General features: G+C 62.9%; 15 protein-coding genes and 1 pseudogene. 6 read left to right on the forward strand and 10 right to left on the reverse strand.

Annotation, left to right across the window (positions count from 1 at the left end; translation table 11 throughout):
• Positions 1–138: 138 nt before the first annotated feature.
• Positions 139–1,533 (forward strand): VOC family protein, encoded by a 1,395-nt coding sequence (locus tag ACIP02_RS02205; protein WP_400612793.1) that lies wholly within the window; start codon positions 139–141, stop codon positions 1,531–1,533.
• Between the two features lie 40 nt (positions 1,534–1,573).
• Here ACIP02_RS02205 and ACIP02_RS02210 read toward each other — a convergent pair whose 3' ends face one another.
• The 3 genes and pseudogenes from ACIP02_RS02210 to ACIP02_RS02220 all read right to left on the reverse strand — a co-directional run bounded on the left by ACIP02_RS02210 (position 1,574) and on the right by ACIP02_RS02220 (position 4,588).
• Positions 1,574–2,434: a methyl-accepting chemotaxis protein gene (locus ACIP02_RS02210; protein ID WP_400613253.1), complete on the reverse strand. Its 861-nt coding sequence runs from the start codon at positions 2,432–2,434 to the stop codon at positions 1,574–1,576.
• Positions 2,429–3,472, reverse strand: a pseudogene (locus ACIP02_RS02215) (Cache 3/Cache 2 fusion domain-containing protein); the annotation flags it as partial. The pseudogene ACIP02_RS02215 and the gene ACIP02_RS02210, both read right to left, overlap by 6 nt.
• A gap of 189 nt (positions 3,473–3,661) precedes the next feature.
• Positions 3,662–4,588: a LysR substrate-binding domain-containing protein gene (locus ACIP02_RS02220; protein ID WP_400612795.1), complete on the reverse strand. Its 927-nt coding sequence runs from the start codon at positions 4,586–4,588 to the stop codon at positions 3,662–3,664.
• 155 nt (positions 4,589–4,743) lie between these two features.
• Between ACIP02_RS02220 and ACIP02_RS02225 the strand changes: the two genes are divergently transcribed.
• Positions 4,744–6,132 carry a NorM family multidrug efflux MATE transporter gene (locus tag ACIP02_RS02225; protein WP_400612797.1) on the forward strand — a complete coding sequence of 463 codons (1,389 nt, stop codon included), beginning with the start codon at positions 4,744–4,746 and terminating at the stop codon, positions 6,130–6,132.
• Between the two features lie 123 nt (positions 6,133–6,255).
• Here ACIP02_RS02225 and ACIP02_RS02230 read toward each other — a convergent pair whose 3' ends face one another.
• Entirely contained in the window at positions 6,256–7,920 is a 1,665-nt protein-coding gene (locus tag ACIP02_RS02230) for a putative bifunctional diguanylate cyclase/phosphodiesterase (RefSeq protein WP_400612799.1), read from the reverse strand.
• Between the two features lie 295 nt (positions 7,921–8,215).
• Here ACIP02_RS02230 and rep point away from each other — a divergent pair, with 295 nt between their 5' ends.
• Positions 8,216–10,225, forward strand: a complete 2,010-nt coding sequence (rep, locus tag ACIP02_RS02235; RefSeq protein ID WP_400612801.1) for a DNA helicase Rep — start codon at positions 8,216–8,218, stop codon at positions 10,223–10,225.
• A gap of 65 nt (positions 10,226–10,290) precedes the next feature.
• Positions 10,291–10,863, forward strand: coding sequence for a xanthine phosphoribosyltransferase (locus tag ACIP02_RS02240; RefSeq protein WP_400612804.1), 573 nt, complete (start codon positions 10,291–10,293; stop codon positions 10,861–10,863).
• Positions 10,864–10,974: 111 nt separating this feature from the next.
• Here ACIP02_RS02240 and ACIP02_RS02245 read toward each other — a convergent pair whose 3' ends face one another.
• The 5 genes from ACIP02_RS02245 to dadA all read right to left on the reverse strand — a co-directional run bounded on the left by ACIP02_RS02245 (position 10,975) and on the right by dadA (position 16,792).
• A complete protein-coding gene (locus ACIP02_RS02245) occupies positions 10,975–12,834 on the reverse strand; it encodes an acetyl-CoA hydrolase/transferase C-terminal domain-containing protein (RefSeq protein WP_400612806.1) in 1,860 nt (619 codons plus the stop codon).
• A 218-nt stretch (positions 12,835–13,052) separates the two neighbouring features.
• Positions 13,053–13,457, reverse strand: coding sequence for a c-type cytochrome (locus ACIP02_RS02250; RefSeq protein WP_400613255.1), 405 nt, complete (start codon positions 13,455–13,457; stop codon positions 13,053–13,055).
• Between the two features lie 154 nt (positions 13,458–13,611).
• On the reverse strand, positions 13,612–14,160 hold the full coding sequence (locus tag ACIP02_RS02255; protein WP_400612808.1) for a cupin domain-containing protein: 549 nt from the start codon (positions 14,158–14,160) through the stop codon (positions 13,612–13,614).
• Positions 14,161–14,269: 109 nt separating this feature from the next.
• Positions 14,270–15,343, reverse strand: coding sequence for an alanine racemase (gene alr, locus ACIP02_RS02260; RefSeq protein WP_400612810.1), 1,074 nt, complete (start codon positions 15,341–15,343; stop codon positions 14,270–14,272).
• Between the two features lie 144 nt (positions 15,344–15,487).
• Positions 15,488–16,792, reverse strand: coding sequence for a D-amino acid dehydrogenase (gene dadA, locus ACIP02_RS02265; RefSeq protein WP_201199421.1), 1,305 nt, complete (start codon positions 16,790–16,792; stop codon positions 15,488–15,490).
• 156 nt (positions 16,793–16,948) lie between these two features.
• On the opposite strand from dadA, the gene dadR reads away from it, so the two are divergent.
• The gene (gene dadR / locus ACIP02_RS02270; RefSeq protein WP_003258963.1) at positions 16,949–17,437 is read left to right on the forward strand and encodes a transcriptional regulator DadR; all 489 of its coding nucleotides are present in this window, start codon (positions 16,949–16,951) and stop codon (positions 17,435–17,437) included.
• Positions 17,438–17,439: 2 nt separating this feature from the next.
• Here dadR and ACIP02_RS02275 read toward each other — a convergent pair whose 3' ends face one another.
• Positions 17,440–17,793, reverse strand: coding sequence for a YkgJ family cysteine cluster protein (locus ACIP02_RS02275; protein ID WP_400612814.1), 354 nt, complete (start codon positions 17,791–17,793; stop codon positions 17,440–17,442).
• 141 nt (positions 17,794–17,934) lie between these two features.
• Between ACIP02_RS02275 and ACIP02_RS02280 the strand changes: the two genes are divergently transcribed.
• The gene (locus ACIP02_RS02280; protein ID WP_400612817.1) at positions 17,935–18,921 is read left to right on the forward strand and encodes an RHS repeat-associated core domain-containing protein; all 987 of its coding nucleotides are present in this window, start codon (positions 17,935–17,937) and stop codon (positions 18,919–18,921) included.
• The last annotated feature ends 73 nt before the right edge of the window (positions 18,922–18,994 follow it).

The raw sequence follows: 18,994 nt of genomic DNA on the forward strand, positions 1-18,994 counted from the left end.
TTGTAGGAGCGGCTTTAGCCGCGAAAGGGCCCTTGAGGTCGATCAAAAAAGGAATGACACACTCACTTTTTTTCGCTTGTGAGCCAAGTGCATTCCCAGCTTTCATGTAAGCGTCCGAACCTAACCAGGAAGCTAGCGATGCCCGCCCATGATTTCGTCAGCCCAGACAGCATCCGCGCGCAGTTCTCTGCCGCCATGTCGCTCATGTACAAACAGGAAGTGCCGCTGTACGGCACGCTGCTGGAGCTGGTGAGCGAAATCAACCAGCAGGTCATGACCCAGCAACCTGCCGTAGCCGAGGCCCTGCGCTGGACCGGCGAAATCGAGCGCCTGGACCACGAGCGCCACGGCGCCATCCGTGTCGGTACCGCCGAAGAGCTGGCCACCATCGCCCGCCTGTTCGCGGTGATGGGCATGCAGCCGGTCGGCTACTACGACCTCAGCTCTGCAGGGGTGCCGGTACACTCCACCGCTTTCCGCGCCGTGCACGAGCAATCGTTGCACGTTAGCCCGTTCCGCGTGTTCACTTCGCTGCTGCGCCTGGAACTGATCGACAACCTGCAACTGCGCGAGCTGGCCCAAGGCATTCTGGCCAAGCGCCAGATCTTCACTGCCCGCGCCCTCGAACTGATCGCCCAATGCGAACGCGATGGTGGCCTGAATGCCGCCGATGCCGAGGCGTTCGTGCAGGAAGCGCTGCATACCTTCCGCTGGCACCATGACGCTACCGTCACCGCTGAGCAGTACCAGCAGTTGCACGACCAGCACCGCCTGATTGCCGATGTGGTGGCCTTCAAGGGCCCGCACATCAACCACCTGACGCCGCGCACCCTGGACATCGATGCAATCCAGGTCGGCATGCCGGCCAAGGGCATACCGCCAAAGGCCGTGGTCGAAGGGCCGCCTACTCGTCGCCACCCGATTCTGCTGCGCCAGACCAGCTTCAAGGCCCTACAGGAGAAGGTTGCTTTCAGCGACCAGCAAGGCAGCGAAGGCAGCCACACCGCCCGCTTTGGCGAGATTGAACAGCGGGGTGCGGCGCTGACGCCGAAAGGCCGCCAGCTGTACGACAAACTGCTCGATGCCACCCGTGCTGCCTTGGGCGGTGCTCCGGCTGAGGCCAACGCCGAACGCTACATGGGGCTGTTGAAGGACAGCTTTACCGAATTCCCGGACGACCTCGCGCAGATGCGTGAGCAGGGTCTGGCATATTTCCGCTACTTCGCCACCGAGAAGGGCCTGGCTGCGCGTGATCAGGAGGATCGCCCAACTACGCTGGAAGGCCTGATCGAGGCGGGCCATGTGCACTTCGAGGCGCTGGTTTACGAGGATTTCTTGCCAGTGAGTGCGGCGGGGATTTTCCAGTCCAACCTGGGGGACGATGCGCAGGCCGAATACGGCAGCAATAACAACCGCGATGCCTTTGAAGCGGCATTGGGGCTGCAGGTGCAGGATGAACTGGCGCTGTATGCGCAAAGCGAGCGGCGGTCGTTGCAGGCTTGTGCGCAGGCGTTGAACCTGGGTTCGATGTAAGCCGGCAGATCGCCGGGGGCGCGTTGCGCCCCCTGCGGTATCAGCGGAAGCGGTCGACTTCCTGCCGTAGCTGCGCCGCCAACCCTTCCAGCTCCCGCGCGGTAAAGGCCAGTTCATTGGCCACCTCGCGCTGCTCGCCGTTGGCCTGGGCAATGCTCTGCAAGTTGCGGCTCAGCACTGTCGCGGTGCTGCTCTGCTCCTGGGTCGCCGTACTGATCACGGCAAACTGCTCGCCCGCCGCACGGCTTTGCTCGTCGATACACGCCAGCGCCTGTGCCACTTTGTCGTTACGTTCCAGGCCTTCCTGCATCAGCTGGTTACCCTGCTCCAGGGTGGTAATGGCATGCCCGGTCTGCTGCTGGATGCTGGTAATCATCCCGGAAATTTCATCGGTGGCCTGACGGGTACGCGCGGCCAACCCCCGCACCTCATCCGCCACCACCGCAAAGCCCCGCCCCTGTTCACCGGCACGCGCCGCCTCGATGGCCGCATTCAATGCCAGCAGGTTGGTCTGCTCGGCGATCGCGGTGATCACGCTGATGATGCCGCCGATTTCTTGCGAGCGGGCACCCAGGCTGTCCATCACCGTGGCAGTGCCGCCGAGGGCATCGGCAATCTGCTTCAGCGAGCGAGATGCCTCATCCATGGCGTTGCGGCCAATGCGGGTCTGCTGGGCGTTGTCACGGGCCATGCGCTCGGTGCCCGCCATGTTGTCGGCGATGTTCATCGAGGTGGCGCTGAACTCCTCCACCGCGCCGGCCATGCTGGTGATCTCGCCGGACTGCTGGTCCATGCCTTCGCAGGCGCCAGCAGACAGGCCGGACAACGAACGGGCACGGGTGCTGACCTGCTCGGAGGCGCTGCGGATGTGCTCGACCATGGTCGACAGTGCCTCGCCCATCTTGTTGAAGCTGCGCGCCAGTTGCCCGATTTCATCATCGCTGGTTACGCTCAACCGCGCATTCAGGTCGCCTGCCCCAAGCGCTTCGGCCTGACGCACCAGGTCGTCCAGCGGGCGCAGCTTGCGCCGCAGCAACCACAGCGTGGCCGCCACGGCCAACAGCATGGCCAGCGCGCTGCCGATGGCCAGGCGCAGGCCAACGCTCCAGGTCACCTCGCGGATTTCTGCCATCGGCATGCTCGCCACCACCGTCCAGGGGCCTTCGGCAAAGGGTGCGGTGGCACTGTACAGCTGCTGCTCGGCATTGGCCGGCGGCACCAGCCATTGGCCCTTCTCGTCTTGCAGGGCCAGCGAACCGGTCTGGCCAATGCGGAAGCGCTTGAGGTTGGCGAACTGGGCGTTCTGCGCATCGGTGTAGTCGAAGCCGACGAACAGCACGGCGATCACCCGGCCATTGCTGTCGCTCACCGGCACATAGCGGGTCATGTAGTTGCGCTCGAACAGCACGGCGCGGCCAACGTACATCTGCCCGGCCAGCAGCTTGAGGTAGGCCGGGTGCTGGCGATCGAGCTGGGTACCGATGGCGCGGCTGCCGTCCTGTTTCTTCAGGTTGGTGCTGATGCGCACGAAGTCGTCGCCGCTGCGCACGAACAACGTGGCGATGCCGGCGGTCATCTGCTGGAATTCGTCAACCAGCTGGAAGTCGTTGTTGAGCACGTGCTCGCCGAGGTACAAGGCCGGCGTGGCCTGGCCGGCGACCTGCACGGTTTCACCGGCATGCAGTGACAGACCCGAGGCGAAGCGGCGCTCGAACAGGCCGCTGAGGCGCTGGGTATTGTCCTTGAGCGAACCGTGGAAGGTGTCGAGCTGGTCGGCCAGCAAGCGCGCCTCACTGGCCAGGTGGGCCTGGCGTGTGGCGAGGTTGGCATCGTCCAGCGAACGCAGGGCGAACAAGGTACTGCCAGAGATGACCAACGCCAGCACGATGGCGAGGGCGACACCCAGTTGCGAGGCGATGCGGGCACGCGGTTGAGACATGAGGAAGCTCCAGGCAAGAGGCCGGGATCGTCCTGATCACGCTGACCACCCGATTATTTTTTGACGGGAAGCGCGCCCTCTTTCGGGACGCTGGTGCCAATGGATCGGCGCCGCGGGCGAATACTTGAGTGCCGGGCCGGGGTATACGCAAACGTTTTCTATCGCCCGCGAAGAGGCCAGTACCGGCGATCAAAGGGGCGCCAGGATTTCCACATCGGGCAGATCCATCGCCGCCACTTCCTGCTCAAGAAACGCACTCAACCGCCGCAACCGCTCCCCGCCACGCCGGGTGCGCGGCCACACCAGGTAGTAATCCATGCCGCTGGGCACCGCCGTCGGCCAGGGCAGGCTCAGGCGCTTCTGCGCCACATCTTCGGCCACCATCAGCAAATCACCCATGGAAATCCCGTAACCACGCGCCGCCGCAATCATGCCCAGCTCCAGGGTGTCGAACACCTGCCCGCCCTTGAGCGACACCTTGTCGTCGAGGCCCATGCGCTCCAGCCATTCGCGCCAGTCGCGCTTGTCCACGGTGGGGTGCAGCAGCTCGATGCCGGCCAACCGGCAAACATCCCAGGGTTGTTCGTCGAGCAGGTCCGGCGCGCCGACCGGGATCAGCAGCTCCGGGAACAGCTTGCGCACCTCCCAGTCTGCCGGGAACACCCCATCGCTGAGCAACACTGCACAGTCGAACGGTTCCTGGTTGAAGTCCACATGGTCGACGTCCATCCAGGCGCTGGTCAGTTGCACCTCGTTGCCCGGCTGCAGGTGGCGAAAGCGGCTCAGGCACGCCAGCAACCAGCGCATCGTCAGCGTCGAAGGTGCCTTCATGCGCAGGATGTCATCTTCGCCGCACAAGGTTTCGCAGGCCCGCGCGAACGCGGCGAAGCCCTCTCGCACCCCCGGCAGCAACACCCGCCCCGCTTCGGTCAGCTGCAGGCTGCGCCCGCTGCGCACGAACAAGCGGCAGGCGAAGTGCTCTTCCAGGGTGCGGATATGCCGGCTGACGGCGCTTTGGGTGATCGACAGCTCTTCGCCGGCACGGGTGAAGGAGCTGAGTCGTGCAGCCGCTTCGAATGCGCGCAAGGCATACAGCGGCGGTAGCTGGCGTGGCATGAGGCACCTGCAATATGGGCGTGAAAGGCGAATCACCAAAGAGCCTATATACATGAGTTCAACTCATGCCAACTATCGCTTTTATCCTTTTGTGCAAAGCTGACCGAAGCCTCAGAATCGCCCTTCGTTCATCACCTCAGGAAGAAGGACCGCCCATGCACGTCGCGCCCACCACTGAACTCAAGGCTTTGCTGCGCCTGGCCGGGCCGCTGATTGCCTCGCAGTTGGCGCACATGCTGATGGTGCTGACCGACACCCTGATGATGGCCCGCATCAGCCCGCAGGCCCTGGCCGGTGGCGGCCTGGGGGCAGCGAGCTACTCGTTCGTGTCGATCTTCTGCCTGGGCGTGATCGCCGCAGTCGGCACCCTGGTGGCAATCCGCAAGGGCGCCAACGACATCGAAGGCGCCACGCGCCTGGCCCAGAGCGGCCTGTGGCTGGCCTGGGGCCTGGCGCTGGTTGCCGCGCTGGCGTTGTGGAACCTTGAGCCTGTCTTGCTGATGTTTGGCCAGAAACCGGAGAACGTTGCCTCGGCCACTGAGTTTCTTACCCTGCTGCCATTGGCATTGCCCAGCTACCTGACCTTCATGGCCTTGCGTGGTTTTACCAGCGCCCTTGGCCGCTCGACCCCGGTCATGGTGATCAGTGTGGTCGGCACCGTGCTCAACTACCTGTTCAACGTGGCGCTGATCGAGGGCATGTTCGGCTTGCCCAAGCTCGGCCTGATGGGCATTGGCCTGGTCACTGCGGTGGTGTCGATGGGCATGGCCATTGCCCTGGCGCTGTACATCCGCTGGCACCCGGCCTATGTCGCCTACCCGCTGCGCAAGGGCCTGTCGCGCCCGTCGCTGCCGGCCCTGCGCGAACTGTGGCGGCTGGGCTTGCCGATTGGCGGCACCTACATGGTCGAAGTGGGCCTGTTCGCCTTTGCCGCGCTGTGCATGGGCGTGCTCGGCAGCACCGAGCTGGCGGCGCACCAGATTGCCCTGCAAATCGTGTCTACGGCGTTCATGGTGCCGACGGGCCTGTCGTATGCGGTCACCATGCGCGTGGGGCTGTATTACGGCGCCGGCAACCTGCTGGCAGCACGCAGCGCCGGGCGCGTGGGTATCGGCTTTGGGGCGACGATCATGTTTGCCTTTGCGGCGCTGTTCTTGCTGTTGCCGGAAGCACTGGTGAGTCTGTTTATCGACCGTAACGACCCGGGTTTTGCAGCCATCTACCAACTGGCGGTGCAATTGCTGATGGTGGCGGCCTGGTTCGAGTTGTTCGATGGCATGCAGACCATTGCCATGGGCTCTATTCGCGGGCTGAAGGATGCCAAGACCACCTTCCTGATCGGGCTGTGCTGCTACTGGCTGGTGGGGGCGCCGAGTGCCTGGCTGTTCGCGTTCAACCTGGGCGGTGGAGCGGTCGGGATCTGGTGGGGGTTGGCGCTGGGGCTGGCGTGTGCGGCGGTGGCACTGACCTTTGGTTTTGAGTGGCGGATGAAGCGGCTGATGAGGAAAGCGGGTTTACCTGACAGGTCTGCGGTGTCTGTGTAATTGTCGGGGGCTGCTTTGCAGCCCATTCGCGGCACAAGGCCGCTCCCACAGCGGCCTGCATACGTCGATCAATGTGGGAGCGGCCTTGTGTCGCGATGGAGGGCGAAGCCCTCCCCTACGATGTCACAGGCTAACCAGCTTCGGCGCGCTGCAATTCAGCAAAAACGCCATCAACTCCCCCACCGGCAACGGCTTGCTGACCAGAAACCCCTGCACCTGGTCGCAACCAAACCCGCGCAGCAGTTGCAGTTGCTCTTCACTCTCCACCCCTTCGGCCACCACCTCGAGGTTGAGGTTGTGCGCCAGGTTGATCATGGCGTGCACCAGCTTGCGGTTTTCTTCGCGCATTTCCATTTCGGCAACAAAGCTGCGGTCGACCTTGAGCAAGGTGATCGGCAAGCTGTTGAGGTGCACGAACGAAGAAAAGCCAGTGCCAAAGTCATCCAGTGAGAAGCGCACGCCCAACCGGCCCAGCGCGTCCATGGTCTGGCGCACCAGCTCGTTGCGGCGCATTACGGCCGTTTCGGTGAGTTCGAACTCGAGCCAGCGGGCATCCACGCCGTGCTCAAGGATCAGCCGGCTCAAGGTGGCCAGCAACTGGCTGTCCTGGAACTGGCGAAAGCTCAGGTTGACCGCCATGTGCAGCGGCTCCAGGCCACGCTCGCACAGCGCCTGCATGTCCCGCAGGGCACGGGAAATCACCCAGTAGCCCAACGGCACGATCAGGCCGCTCTGCTCGGCCAGCGGCACGAACTCGCTAGGCGGCAGCAGGCCACGTTCGGCATGCCGCCAGCGCACCAGCGCCTCGAGGCCGACGATGCGCCCGTCCGCCAGGTTCAGCCGTGGCTGGTAGTGCAGCTCCAGCTCGTCACGGCGCAGGGCGCGGCGCAGTTCGCTTTCCAGGTCGGCGAGGCTGCGGGCGTTGCGGTTGATGCGCTCGTTGAACACATGGAAGGTGCAGCCCTGGCTGCCCTTGGCCTGGCGCATGGCAATGTGCGCGTGCCACATCAGTGGGTCGGCGCCGCTGTGGGCACGGGCGTGAGCCAGGCCCAGGCTGCAGCCCAACAGTAGGCTTTCGCCATCGATCCAGTAGGGTTCGGCCAGCGCCTCGACAATGCGCTCGGCAATCCACTCGGCGCGGTTGGCGTCGCGGCGGGTGTCGATCAGCAGGGCGAACTCGTCGCTGCCCAGGCGCGCCAGCTGGTCGCCCGCTTCCAGCTGGTGCTTCAGGCGTGCCACCACCTGCAGGATCAGGCGGTCGCCACTCTGGTGGCCAAGCGCGTCGTTGACGTGACGGAAGTTGTCCAGGTCCAGGTGGCCAAGGGCAACACCACGGCCTTCGTTCTCGGCCAGGCGTGCGGTAAGCAAGGCCTGAAAGCCCTGGCGGTTGGCGATGCCGGTCAGCGAGTCTTGTTCGGCCAGGCGCTGCAAGGTGGCGACCAGCACGCCGCGTTCACGCACATGGCGCAACGAGCGGCGCAGGGTGTCGGCGTTGAGCTGGTCACGTACCAGCCAGTCGCTGACGCCGCTGGGCGCCGTCTCTGGCTCGTGGTCCAGCAGCAGCATGGTCGGCAGCTCGCAACGCCCGGGCGCCGGCTGCAATGCCGCGGTCGCCAGGATCACCGCCTGGCGGTCCTGGCTGAACAGGCTGTCTACCGCCTCCCAGTTCGGCGCGGTCAACAGCACTGCGCTGCCGCCCAGTGCCTGCACGCATTCGCGTAGCAGCACGGTCCATTCCGGCTCATCGGCCAACAGCAGCAAACGCAAAGGTTCGACAGGCGTGGACAAGCGGGCTCCTTAGGGCTTCACGGTGTAACGGGAGAGGTCGGGTATGCTACTGCATTAATGAAAATGATTTTCACTTTTACACATGCAGGCGCAGTGCAGCGCCCCGACGCATTTTGTCGTGCATCCTGCGCGAAACCAGACCCGCCGGCAAATACGATTTTTCCAGTACATGGCATTAGCCTGGCTAATACACCGCCTGCACAAAAGTCTGACTCAGACGTCAGACGGTCGCGCCACAACCGCCCCATGCCTGTTAGAATGCGCGGCTATTTTCTGGCGACCCCCGGTTTCTAGCATGTCCCGACTCAATCCCCGGCAGCAGGAAGCCCGTGACTACGTCGGCGGCCCTCTTTTGGTGCTCGCCGGTGCAGGCTCGGGCAAGACCAGCGTGATCACACGCAAGATTGCCCACCTGATCCAGAACTGCGGCATCCGTGCCCAGTACATCGTGGCGATGACCTTTACCAACAAGGCCGCACGCGAGATGAAGGAGCGGGTCGCCACCTTGTTGCGCCCGGGGGAAGGCCGCGGCCTGACGGTGTGCACGTTCCACAACCTGGGCCTGAACATTATCCGCAAGGAACACGAGCGCCTGGGCTACAAGCCGGGCTTCTCGATCTTCGATGAGTCCGACATCAAGGCGTTGCTGTCGGACATCATGCAGAAGGAATACTCCGGCGACGACGGCATCGACGAGATCAAGAACATGATCGGTGCCTGGAAAAACGACCTGATCCTGCCGCCCGAAGCCCTGGAAAAGGCACGCAACCCGCGCGAACAGACCGCAGCCATCGTCTACACCCACTACCAGCGCACGCTCAAGGCGTTCAACGCGGTGGACTTCGACGACCTGATCCTGCAGCCGGTCAAGCTGTTCCAGGAGCACCCCGAGGTGCTGGAGCGCTGGCAGAACCGCGTGCGTTACCTGCTGGTGGACGAATACCAGGACACCAACGCCAGCCAGTACCTGCTGGTGAAGATGCTGATCGGCATGCGCAACCAGTTCACCGTGGTAGGCGACGACGACCAGTCGATCTACGCCTGGCGCGGTGCCCGCCCCGAGAACCTGATGCTGCTCAAGGAGGACTACCCCTCCCTGAAGATCGTCATGCTAGAGCAGAACTACCGCTCCACCAGCCGCATCCTGCGCTGCGCCAACGTGCTGATCGCCAACAACCCGCATGCTTTCGAAAAGCAGCTGTGGAGCGAGATGGGCGTGGGCGACGAGATCCGCGTAATCCGCTGCAAGAACGAGGAAGCCGAGGCCGAACGCGTGGCCATGGAAATCCTCACCTTGCACCTGCGCACCAACCGCCCGTACAGCGACTTCGCCATCCTCTACCGCGGTAACTACCAGGCCAAGCTGATCGAACTGAAGCTGCAGCACCACCAGGTGCCGTATCGCCTGTCGGGCGGCAACAGCTTCTTCGGCCGCCAGGAGGTCAAGGACCTGATGGCCTACCTGCGCTTGCTGGTGAACCCGGACGATGACAACGCCTACCTGCGGGTGATCAACGTGCCGCGCCGCGAAATCGGCTCCACCACCCTTGAAAAGCTCGGTAACTACTCCACCGAGCGCGGCATTTCGATGTACGCCGCCAGCGAAGAGCTGGGCTTGGGCGAGCACCTGGACGCGCGCTACACCGAGCGCTTGCAGCGCTTCAAGCACTGGCTGGACGGGGTGCGCCACAAGGTTGCCCTGGAAGACCCGATTGCCGCGTTGCAAGAGATGATCCGTGACATCGACTACGAGAACTGGATCCGCCAGCAGACCGCCAGCGACAAGGCGGCTGAGTTCCGCATCAGCAACGTCTGGTTCCTGGTCGAAGCGCTGAAGAACACCCTCGAGAAGGATGAAGAGGGTGAAATGACCATCGAGGACGCCATCGGCAAGCTGGTACTGCGTGACATGCTCGAGCGCCAGCAGGAAGAAGAAGAGAATGCCGAAGGTGTGCAGATGATGACCCTGCACGCCTCCAAGGGCCTGGAATTCCCTTACGTGTTCATCATGGGCATGGAAGAGGAAATCCTCCCGCACCGCTCCAGCATCGAGGCCGACACCATCGAAGAGGAACGCCGCCTGGCCTACGTGGGCATCACCCGTGCGCGCCAGACCCTGGCCTTCACCTTCGCTGCCAAGCGCAAGCAGTACGGTGAAATCATCGACTGCACGCCTAGCCGGTTCCTCGACGAACTGCCACCGGACGACCTGGCCTGGGAGGGCCTGGACGATGCGCCGGTCGAGGTGAAGGCCGCACGCGGCAACAACGCCTTGGCCGATATCCGGGCAATGCTCAAACGCTGATCAACCATTATTCTTAAACTCTGCCGCTTTTAGCGGCCACCTTTGTTACATCGAGGAATACCACAGTGGAAGCACTGCATCAGAAGATTCGCGAAGAAGGCATCGTGCTTTCCGACCAGGTTCTCAAAGTCGACGCGTTTCTCAACCACCAGATCGATCCGGCGCTGATGCAGTTGATCGGTGACGAGTTCGCCCGCCTGTTCGCCGATGCCGGCGTGACCAAGATCGTCACCATTGAAGCCTCGGGCATTGCCCCGGCGGTGATGACGGGCCTGAAGCTGGGCGTGCCGGTAATCTTCGCGCGCAAGCACCAGTCGCTGACCCTGACCGAGAACCTGCTGACTGCGACGGTATACTCCTTCACCAAGCAGACCGAGAACACCGTGGCCATCTCGCCGCGCCACCTCAACAGCAGCGACCGCGTGCTGGTGATCGACGACTTCCTGGCCAACGGCAAGGCCTCGCAGGCACTGATTTCCATCATCAAGCAAGCCGGCGCCACCGTAGCCGGCCTGGGCATTGTTATCGAGAAGTCGTTCCAGGGCGGCCGTGCCGAGCTGGACAGCCAGGGCTACCGCGTTGAGTCGCTGGCCCGGGTGAAATCGCTGGAAGGTGGTGTGGTCAGCTTTATCGAGTAAGCCTGCACCGCGCCCTGTGTAGGAGCGGGTTTACCCGCGAATGCGATGGCAGATTCAATATCGCATTCGCGGGTTAATCCGCTCCTACATCGGGCCAATGCACCCTGGGGTTTATTGAGTTGCCGCAAGCCCCGCCAGCAACAACCGCTGATACAGCTCCTCCTTTAGCCCCTGCGGCTGGTCCAGCCCCATCCGCCCCAGATGCCGCTCATACCCCTCAGGCCCCGGCGCATCCAACGCAGCCTTGCCCAGCTCCAATACCTCGCTCAGCTTGAACTTGCTCTTCAACCAGTTCAGCGCCCTCAACAAATCCCGCTCTTCAGCGGTAAAGTCCGTGCCCAGCGGATACTCCGGGAACAACCGCGCATGCCCCGCCCTGACAGCCTCCAGCCGCTGCGGCGTGTTGTCGGCAAAGCGTGTATCCAGCTGAAAATCCCTGGCCAGCTTACCAGCGCGCTTGGCCTGTTCGATCAGCCCCTGCTGGAACCGCGAATCACACACCGCCAGCAACCGCGCAATCACCTCGCTGTCGGTCTGCCCACGCAGGTCGGCAATGCCGTACTCGGTCACTACGATATCGCGCAGGTGCCGGGGGATGGTGCAGTGGCCATAAGCCCAGAAAATGTTTGACGTCACCTCCCCGCCCGCCTCGCGCCAGCTGCGCAACAGCAGGATCGAGCGCCCGCCCTCCAGCGCATGGCCTTGGGCAACGAAGTTGTACTGCCCGCCCACGCCGCTGAGCACTCGGCCGTCTTCCAGCTGGTCGGCCACCCCGGCGCCAAGCAGGGTCATGCCGAACGCGGTGTTGATAAAGCGTGCATCGCGGCGCTGGCGGCGCTTGAGTTCCTCCTCCCCATACAGTTCGTTGATGAAGCTGATACGGGTCATGACGAACTGCGCACGCTGCTCCAGCGGCATCTCGCGCAAGCGCTGATAGAACGCCTGCGGGCCAAGGAAGAAGCCACCGTGCAATAACGCACCGTGCTCATCCGCCGGGCGTCGCAACAGGCCTGCCTCGGCCAGCACCAGCAGGCCGTTGACGAACATCTCGCTGCAGCCGTACAGGCCCTGGGCGAAGGTATCTAGCCCCCCTTCCCGTGCGATCAGCGCCTGCCACGGGCCGACATCCAGCGCGTCGAGCACTGCACGGTAGCCGGCGTTATCACCCTGGCGCGCCAGCAATGCCGCGGCCACCGCATCGCCCATGGCACCAATACCGATCTGCAGCGTACCGCCGTCACGCACCAAGCTGCTGGCGTGCAGGCCGATGCAGTGGTCCTGGATGCCGACCGGCATGTTCGGCGTGGAGAACAGCCGACGCTGTTCGGCTTCATCGAGCAACAGGTCGAAAGCATCGATGGGCAGCTCGGCATCGCCTGGCATGTAGGGCAGCTCGGCATGCACCTGGCCGAGCATGAGGATCGTTTCGCCAGCAGCGCGGCGCTTGGCGATCATCGGCAACAGGTCGAGGGTGATATCGGGGTTGCAGGCCAGGCTCAGGTGGATCGGCTTTTCCGGGGTGGCGGCCACCAGCTGAGCGACCAGGTTCAGGCCCTTGGCGTTGATATCACGTGCGGCGTGGCTGTAGTTGCTGCTGACGTAACCCTGCTGAGCCGATTCGCTGTGCAGCAGGCTGCCCGGCTGCATGAAAAACTGCTCGACGCGAATGTTGGGTGGCAACGTGTCATTGCGCAGGTCGGCGAGGTAGGCGAGTTCTTCGTAGTCGGCGAAGACGCGTTCGACAAAGGGTTCGAGAAAGCGCCGTTGCAAACCATCACCCAGTGGCGGGCGGCCGAGGGACAGGGCCGTGTAGATAGTCAGTTGCCGCTCTGGTAGCTCGCGGATGCGGGCGTACAGCGCGTTGACGAAGGCGTTGGGCTTGCCCAGGCCCAACGGCAGGCCCATGTGAATGTGGGCTGGCAGGCGCGCCAGGACTTGCTCGACAGCCTGGTCGATGGAGCAGAGGTGCATCGGGGCCTCCTGAGACATCCATGGGTTCAGGGGTTGGACATGGGTTCAAGCAGGTTGGTTGCCTGGGCGGGCCTCTTCGCGGGTAAACCCGCTCCTACAACAATCCGTGTGGTGCCTGGATCTTTGTAGGAGCGGCTTTAGCCGCGAAAGGGCCGGCACTGGCCCCACAAAAACAAAGCCCGCCATCAAAGGCGGGCCTCATGCCATTCAGCTGCTGCTCACAGCCCGGACATCTTCTTGATCGCCCCTTTCAGGTCGTCATCCGAGCAGTCCGCGCAGGTGCCTTTCGGCGGCATGGCGTTGATGCCGGTAATGGCCTTGGCCAGGATGCCGTCCAGGCCGCCCTGGTGGTCCGCGCGTTCTTTCCACGCTGCGGTATCACCAACTTTCGGCGCACCGAGCAGGCCGCTGCCATGGCAGGCGTTGCAGTGTTTGGCGATGATCTCGTCCGGCGTTTTCGCCCCCCCGCCACCGGCAGCTACAGCCACTTCCATGCCTTTGCATTCCTGGCCCTGGACGCACACCTGGCCAACCGGCTCCAGGCGTTTGGCGATGTCGTCATTGGTCGCAGCGGTTGCGCTCATTGCCCAGAGGGCGAATACGGCTGCTGGTACGGCCAGCATCTTCTTGATTTGGTTCACGCGAACACCCTCATGGTGGCTAATCACGCTCGCGGCCACGGAACGGCGAGCGTTGAAAAGTATAGCGGGAACCCAGAGGCCGTGAAACGACCCTACACAGGAAAGGGGTATTGCCGAGTCAATGCACTGCGCTGGATCAAAAGTTTGAAGGCGTCGCCGCACTGATCAGCCGCGCAGGCTGGTCGAACGGGTTGCGAAAACGGTGCGGACGGGTGCTTTCGAAGTAGTAGCTGTCACCTTCTTCGAGGATGAAGATCTCGTTGCCGACCACCAACTCCAGACGCCCTTCCAGCAAGATGCCGGTTTCTTCGCCGTCGTGGGTGAGCATTTCAGCACCGGTGTCAGCACCTGGCGGGTACACCTCGGTGAGAAAGGCGATGGCACGGTTAGGGTGCGACTTGCCGACCAGCTTCATGGTCACCGCACCGTCCGAAATATCGATCAGCTCATGGGCCTTGTAGACGATTTGCGCCGGGCCTTCTGCCTCCAGCTCCACCGAAAAAAACTCGACCATGGACATGGGAATGCCGCTCAGCACCTTGCGCAGCGAGCTGATAGACGGGCTAACGCTGTTTTTCTCGATCATCGAGATAGTGCTGTTGGTCACCCCGGCTCGCTTGGCGAGTTCGCGCTGGGACAGGCCCTTGAGCTTGCGGATGGCTTGCAGTCGTTCGCCGACGTCCAAAGCTGGAGCCTCCTGAAACGGTGGAAAGGGGGGTGGATGTGAACGATATCATGGCAATGCCGTTCAGTATTTACAACACACCGCCCCTCAACCTGTCCGCTTCAGCGTGTCATTCGCCGACGTAGTCCCGTGGTACCCGCTTCAGGTTGCAGAAGATCTGGTACGGAATGGTGCCGGCATGTGCGGCCACTTCGCTGGCCAGCACCTGCTTGCCCCACAGCTCGACCGGGCTGCCGACGGAGGCTTGCGGCACGTCGGTCAGGTCGATGCACAGCATATCCATCGACACCCGGCCGATCAGCTGGGTGCGCGTGCCGGCCACCAGCACCGGGGTGCCGTTAGGCGCCTGGCGCGGGTAGCCATCGGCGTAGCCCATGGCGACCACGCCAACGCGGGTTGGCCGTGGGCTGACGAACTTGGCGCCGTAGCCCACCGGCTCGCCGGCAGGCAGCTCGCGCACGCTGATGACGCGCGATTGCAGGGTCATCACCGGTTGCAGACGCGCGGCCTCGGCCTGTGCCACTTCGAACGGCGTAGCGCCGTATAGCATCAGGCCCGGGCGTACCCAGTCGCTGGGCGCCTGTGGCCAGCCCAGTACGCCAGGCGAGTTGCGCAGGCTGCACTCGGCGGCCAGACCCTGGCGGGCGGCTTCGAACACGGCGATCTGCTGCGCGGTGGCATCGGCGTCCAGCTCGTCGGCGCGGGCGAAGTGGCTCATCAGCACGATGCGCGAAACTTTGCCGGTGGCCAGCAGGCGCTGATAGGCGTCGTGGTAATCCTTGGGGTGCAGGCCGACGCGGTGCATGCCGCTGTCGAGCTTCAGCCACACGGTGAGCGGCTTGTGTACCTGGGTCTTCTCGATGGCTTCCAGCTGCCACAGCGAGTGCACCACGCACCACAGGTCATGCTCGGCGATCAGTGCCAGTTCGCTGGCTTCAAAGAAGCCCTCCAGCAGCAGCACTGGGGCCTTGATACCGGCGGCGCGCAGCTCCAGCGCCTCTTCGATGCAGGCCACGGCAAAGCCGTCGGCTTCGTTTTCCAGGGCCAGGGCACAGCGTACGGCGCCGTGGCCGTAGGCATCAGCCTTGATCACGGCAAGGGCTTTGGCACCGGTCAGTTCACGGGCCAGACGGTAGTTGTGGCGCAGGGCCTGGAGGTCGATCAGGGCGCGGGCGGGACGCATGGCGGCTGCCTTATGGTGGTTCGGGTTGAAATCGGTGTTGGGTTCTTCGCGGCTAAAGCCGCTCCCACAGGAGATCGCACAATGCCCAGGCACATGCTATTCCTGTGGGAGCGGCTTTAGCCGCGAAAGGGCCGGTGCAGGCTATTACTGCTGGTGAGCCGGCGCAGTCTGCCCGTGCTTGGCCACTTCGGGGCTGTTGCCATAACGGGAAATGTCCAGGCCTTCGGCGCTGATTTGCGGCTTCTTGCGCGCAATCAGGTCGGCCAGCAGGCGACCGGAGCCGCACGCCATGGTCCAGCCCAAGGTACCGTGGCCGGTGTTCAGGAACAGGTTGCGGAACGCCGTGGCACCGACAATCGGGGTACCGTCCGGGGTCGCCGGGCGCAAGCCGGTCCAGAAGCTGGCCTGGCTCAGGTCACCGCCCTGAGGATAAAGGTCGTTGACGATCATCTCCAGCGTTTCGCGCCGACGTGGGTTCAGCGACAGGTCAAAACCGGCGATTTCCGCCATGCCGCCAACACGGATGCGGTTGTCGAAACGGGTGATCGCGACTTTGTAGGTCTCGTCGAGAATGGTCGAGGTCGGGGCCATGTCGCCGTTGGTGATCGGCACGGTCAGCGAGTAGCCTTTCAACGGATATACCGGGGCCTTGATGCCCAGCGGCTTGAGCATCTGCGGCGAGTAGCTGCCCAGCGCCAGCACGTAGCGGTCGGCAGTTTCCAGCTTGCCGTCGATCCACACGCCATTGATGCGGTCGCCGGCAAAGTCCAGGCGCTGGATGTCCTGGCCGAAGCGGAATTCCACACCCAGCTTCAGCGCCATGTCGGCCAGCTTGGTGGTGAACAGCTGGCAGTCGCCGGTCTGGTCGTTAGGCAGGCGCAGGGCACCGGCCAGGATGTCTTTCACGCCGGCCAGGGCCGGTTCGACGCGGGCAATGCCGTCGCGGTCGAGCAGCTCGTAAGGCACGCCGGACTGTTCGAGCACGGCAATGTCCTTGGCCGCAGCATCCACCTGGGCCTGGGTGCGGAACAGCTGGGTGGTGCCCAGGCTGCGGTTTTCGTAGTTGATGCCGGTTTCGGCGCGCAGCTCGTCAAGGCAGTCACGGCTGTACTCGGACAGGCGCACCATGCGCTCCTTGTTCACCGCATAACGGCTGGCGGTGCAGTTGCGCAGCATCTGCGCCATCCACAGGTACTGGTCGACGTCGCCGGTGAGCTTGATGGCAAGGGGGGCGTGGCGCTCCAGCAGCCACTTCACGGCCTTGAGCGGCACACCTGGGGCGGCCCAGGGCGAGGCATAGCCGGGCGAGATTTGGCCGGCGTTGGCAAAGCTGGTTTCCATGGCCACTGCCGGCTGGCGGTCGACCACCGTGACTTCGAAGCCTTGCCGGGCCAGGTAATAGGCACTGGCGGTTCCGATTACGCCGCTACCAAGTACCAGAACTCGCATCGTTATATCCCTCACACGCGGCACGCCGCAGACTTTTATTGAAATGGCATGAATGGGCGCAGTATAGGAATTCGAGACCAGTGCAATTCACTATATAAAAGCCTAGTATTGGCGAGAATTCTCGGCAAAATCGCCTTTCACGGAGGGGCATCCCCTATGAGAACCCAGCACCAGAGCAAGCGTGAACTGGACAAGATCGACCGCAATATCCTGCGTATCCTGCAGAATGACGGGCGTATTTCCTTCACCGAACTGGGCGAGAAAGTTGGGCTGTCCACCACCCCTTGCACCGAGCGGGTTCGCCGCCTGGAGCGCGAGGGCATCATCATGGGCTACAACGCCCGCCTGAACCCGCAGCACCTCAAGGGCAGCCTGCTGGTGTTCGTGGAAATCAGCCTGGACTACAAGTCGGGCGACACCTTCGAGGAGTTCCGCCGCGCGGTGCTGAAGCTGCCGCACGTGCTGGAGTGCCACCTGGTTTCCGGTGACTTCGACTACCTGGTGAAAGCACGCATTTCGGAAATGGCCTCGTACCGCAAGCTGCTCGGCGACATCCTGCTGAAGCTGCCGCATGTGCGCGAGTCGAAGAGCTACATCGTGATGGAGGAGGTAAAGGAGAGCCTCTGCCTGCCGATCCCGGACTGAGGCTAGACCAGTACCTGCCGGGTGGTGGCAATGAACTGGTGCACCAGCTGCTCGGCAGCGGGATCGATCATCGGTTCAGGGCCACGGCCACGCGGGCATGCCAACTGCGGGGTGGTGCCGAACAGGCGGCAGATCATTGGCCGCTCTTCATACACCGTGCAGCCGTTGGGGCCCAGGTGCACGCAGTCCAGGCGCTCCAGCGCGGCGTCCTGCTCGGCCTGGGTCTTGCGCGGCAGGCGGGCCATTTCTTCCGCCGAGGTGGTGACTGGGCCGCAACAGTCGTGGCAGCCGGGTACGCACTCGAAGGAAGGAATGAGTTCGCGCAGGAAGTGGATTTTGTGGCGGTTGCAGGACATGGCTGAGATGACTGTTTTATCTAGATAACGCTTGTGCTCGGTGAAAGCGGTGGACCTGGTAACTCTGACAGTTGTGGGTAAGCCTACTTGCTACACACACTGACGGGACAGCGACCCATTCCAGCTAATCGAGCCTAGCGAATGAAGAACCACATTCTACTCTTTTACAACCGAAAGAACCTTGCTGTGCTGAAAGGTACCCAGGATACGCTTCGCATCGCTCAGGCGCTGGACCTCCCCCTCGCCGAAAGGAAAGCCGCGGGTGTTGCCTTGGTCGCTCTAGATCAAAGACAAACGCCCGTAATGATCGGATCGAGTAAAACTCACCACTCTTTTGCATTTACTCCTTTTGGCCATATGCCCACTGCAATCTCAGTGAGCATTGGATTCGTCGGGGAGCGGCTGGATTTTGCCAGTGGTTGCTACCTACTCGGGGCGGGTCATCGCAGCTACAGTCCTGGATTGATGCGCTTCCATAGCCCCGACTCACAAAGCCCGTTCCTCAGAGGCGGGATCAATACTCATGCTTACTGCTCGAACGATCCGGTCAACTACTCGGACCCGTCGGGGCGATTCAGGTGGAGTGACCTCTGGAAAGGTCCGCAAAGCCTTATTCATTCAACCTTCCGGGGTAACCGTAACCAGCATCCGGCACAGCCTACGCTGCCTCCCTATTCACCAGCCGCCCCCGGAGCAGTAGTCACAGGCGACAGCCCAGCCCCACCAACGTACTTTGGTTGGGGCGAGCCACCGCCACAGTACGATCCAGATGCGCCGCTGATATCCAACGGCAATCAGACAAGGGCGTATCGCGTAACCCCAATGAATGGGGAGCAAGTTCTGGAAATGCACAATGGCAATACAAGGGTGGTCAACTCACTGGTTGAGCTTACGCAGGCAAAGGATCAAGCCAGGAACAGGTCACTCCCGAAGACTGCGTCTATGAGGGCAGGCGAAACGCTGGTACAGATGAGTAGAAACAAGCTACCCATACAAACCGACAACGGGATTCTTGCTGCGGTAGCCACAGCTCGCCAGCTTTACGACATTCGGGGCGCCGGCACCATGGATGCGCCCGACCCAACGCAATCTCTACCATTGGCGGTTGGGGTAACAAGACAAACCTGAATAGCTACTTGGTTGCCCCCCTCCAGGCCCCGAGCTTATCCTCCATGCTTTGTCGACAACCTCGGGACCTGCA

It is taken from the genome of Pseudomonas sp. NPDC089408, assembly GCF_044749445.1.
Lineage (GTDB): Bacteria > Pseudomonadota > Gammaproteobacteria > Pseudomonadales > Pseudomonadaceae > Aquipseudomonas.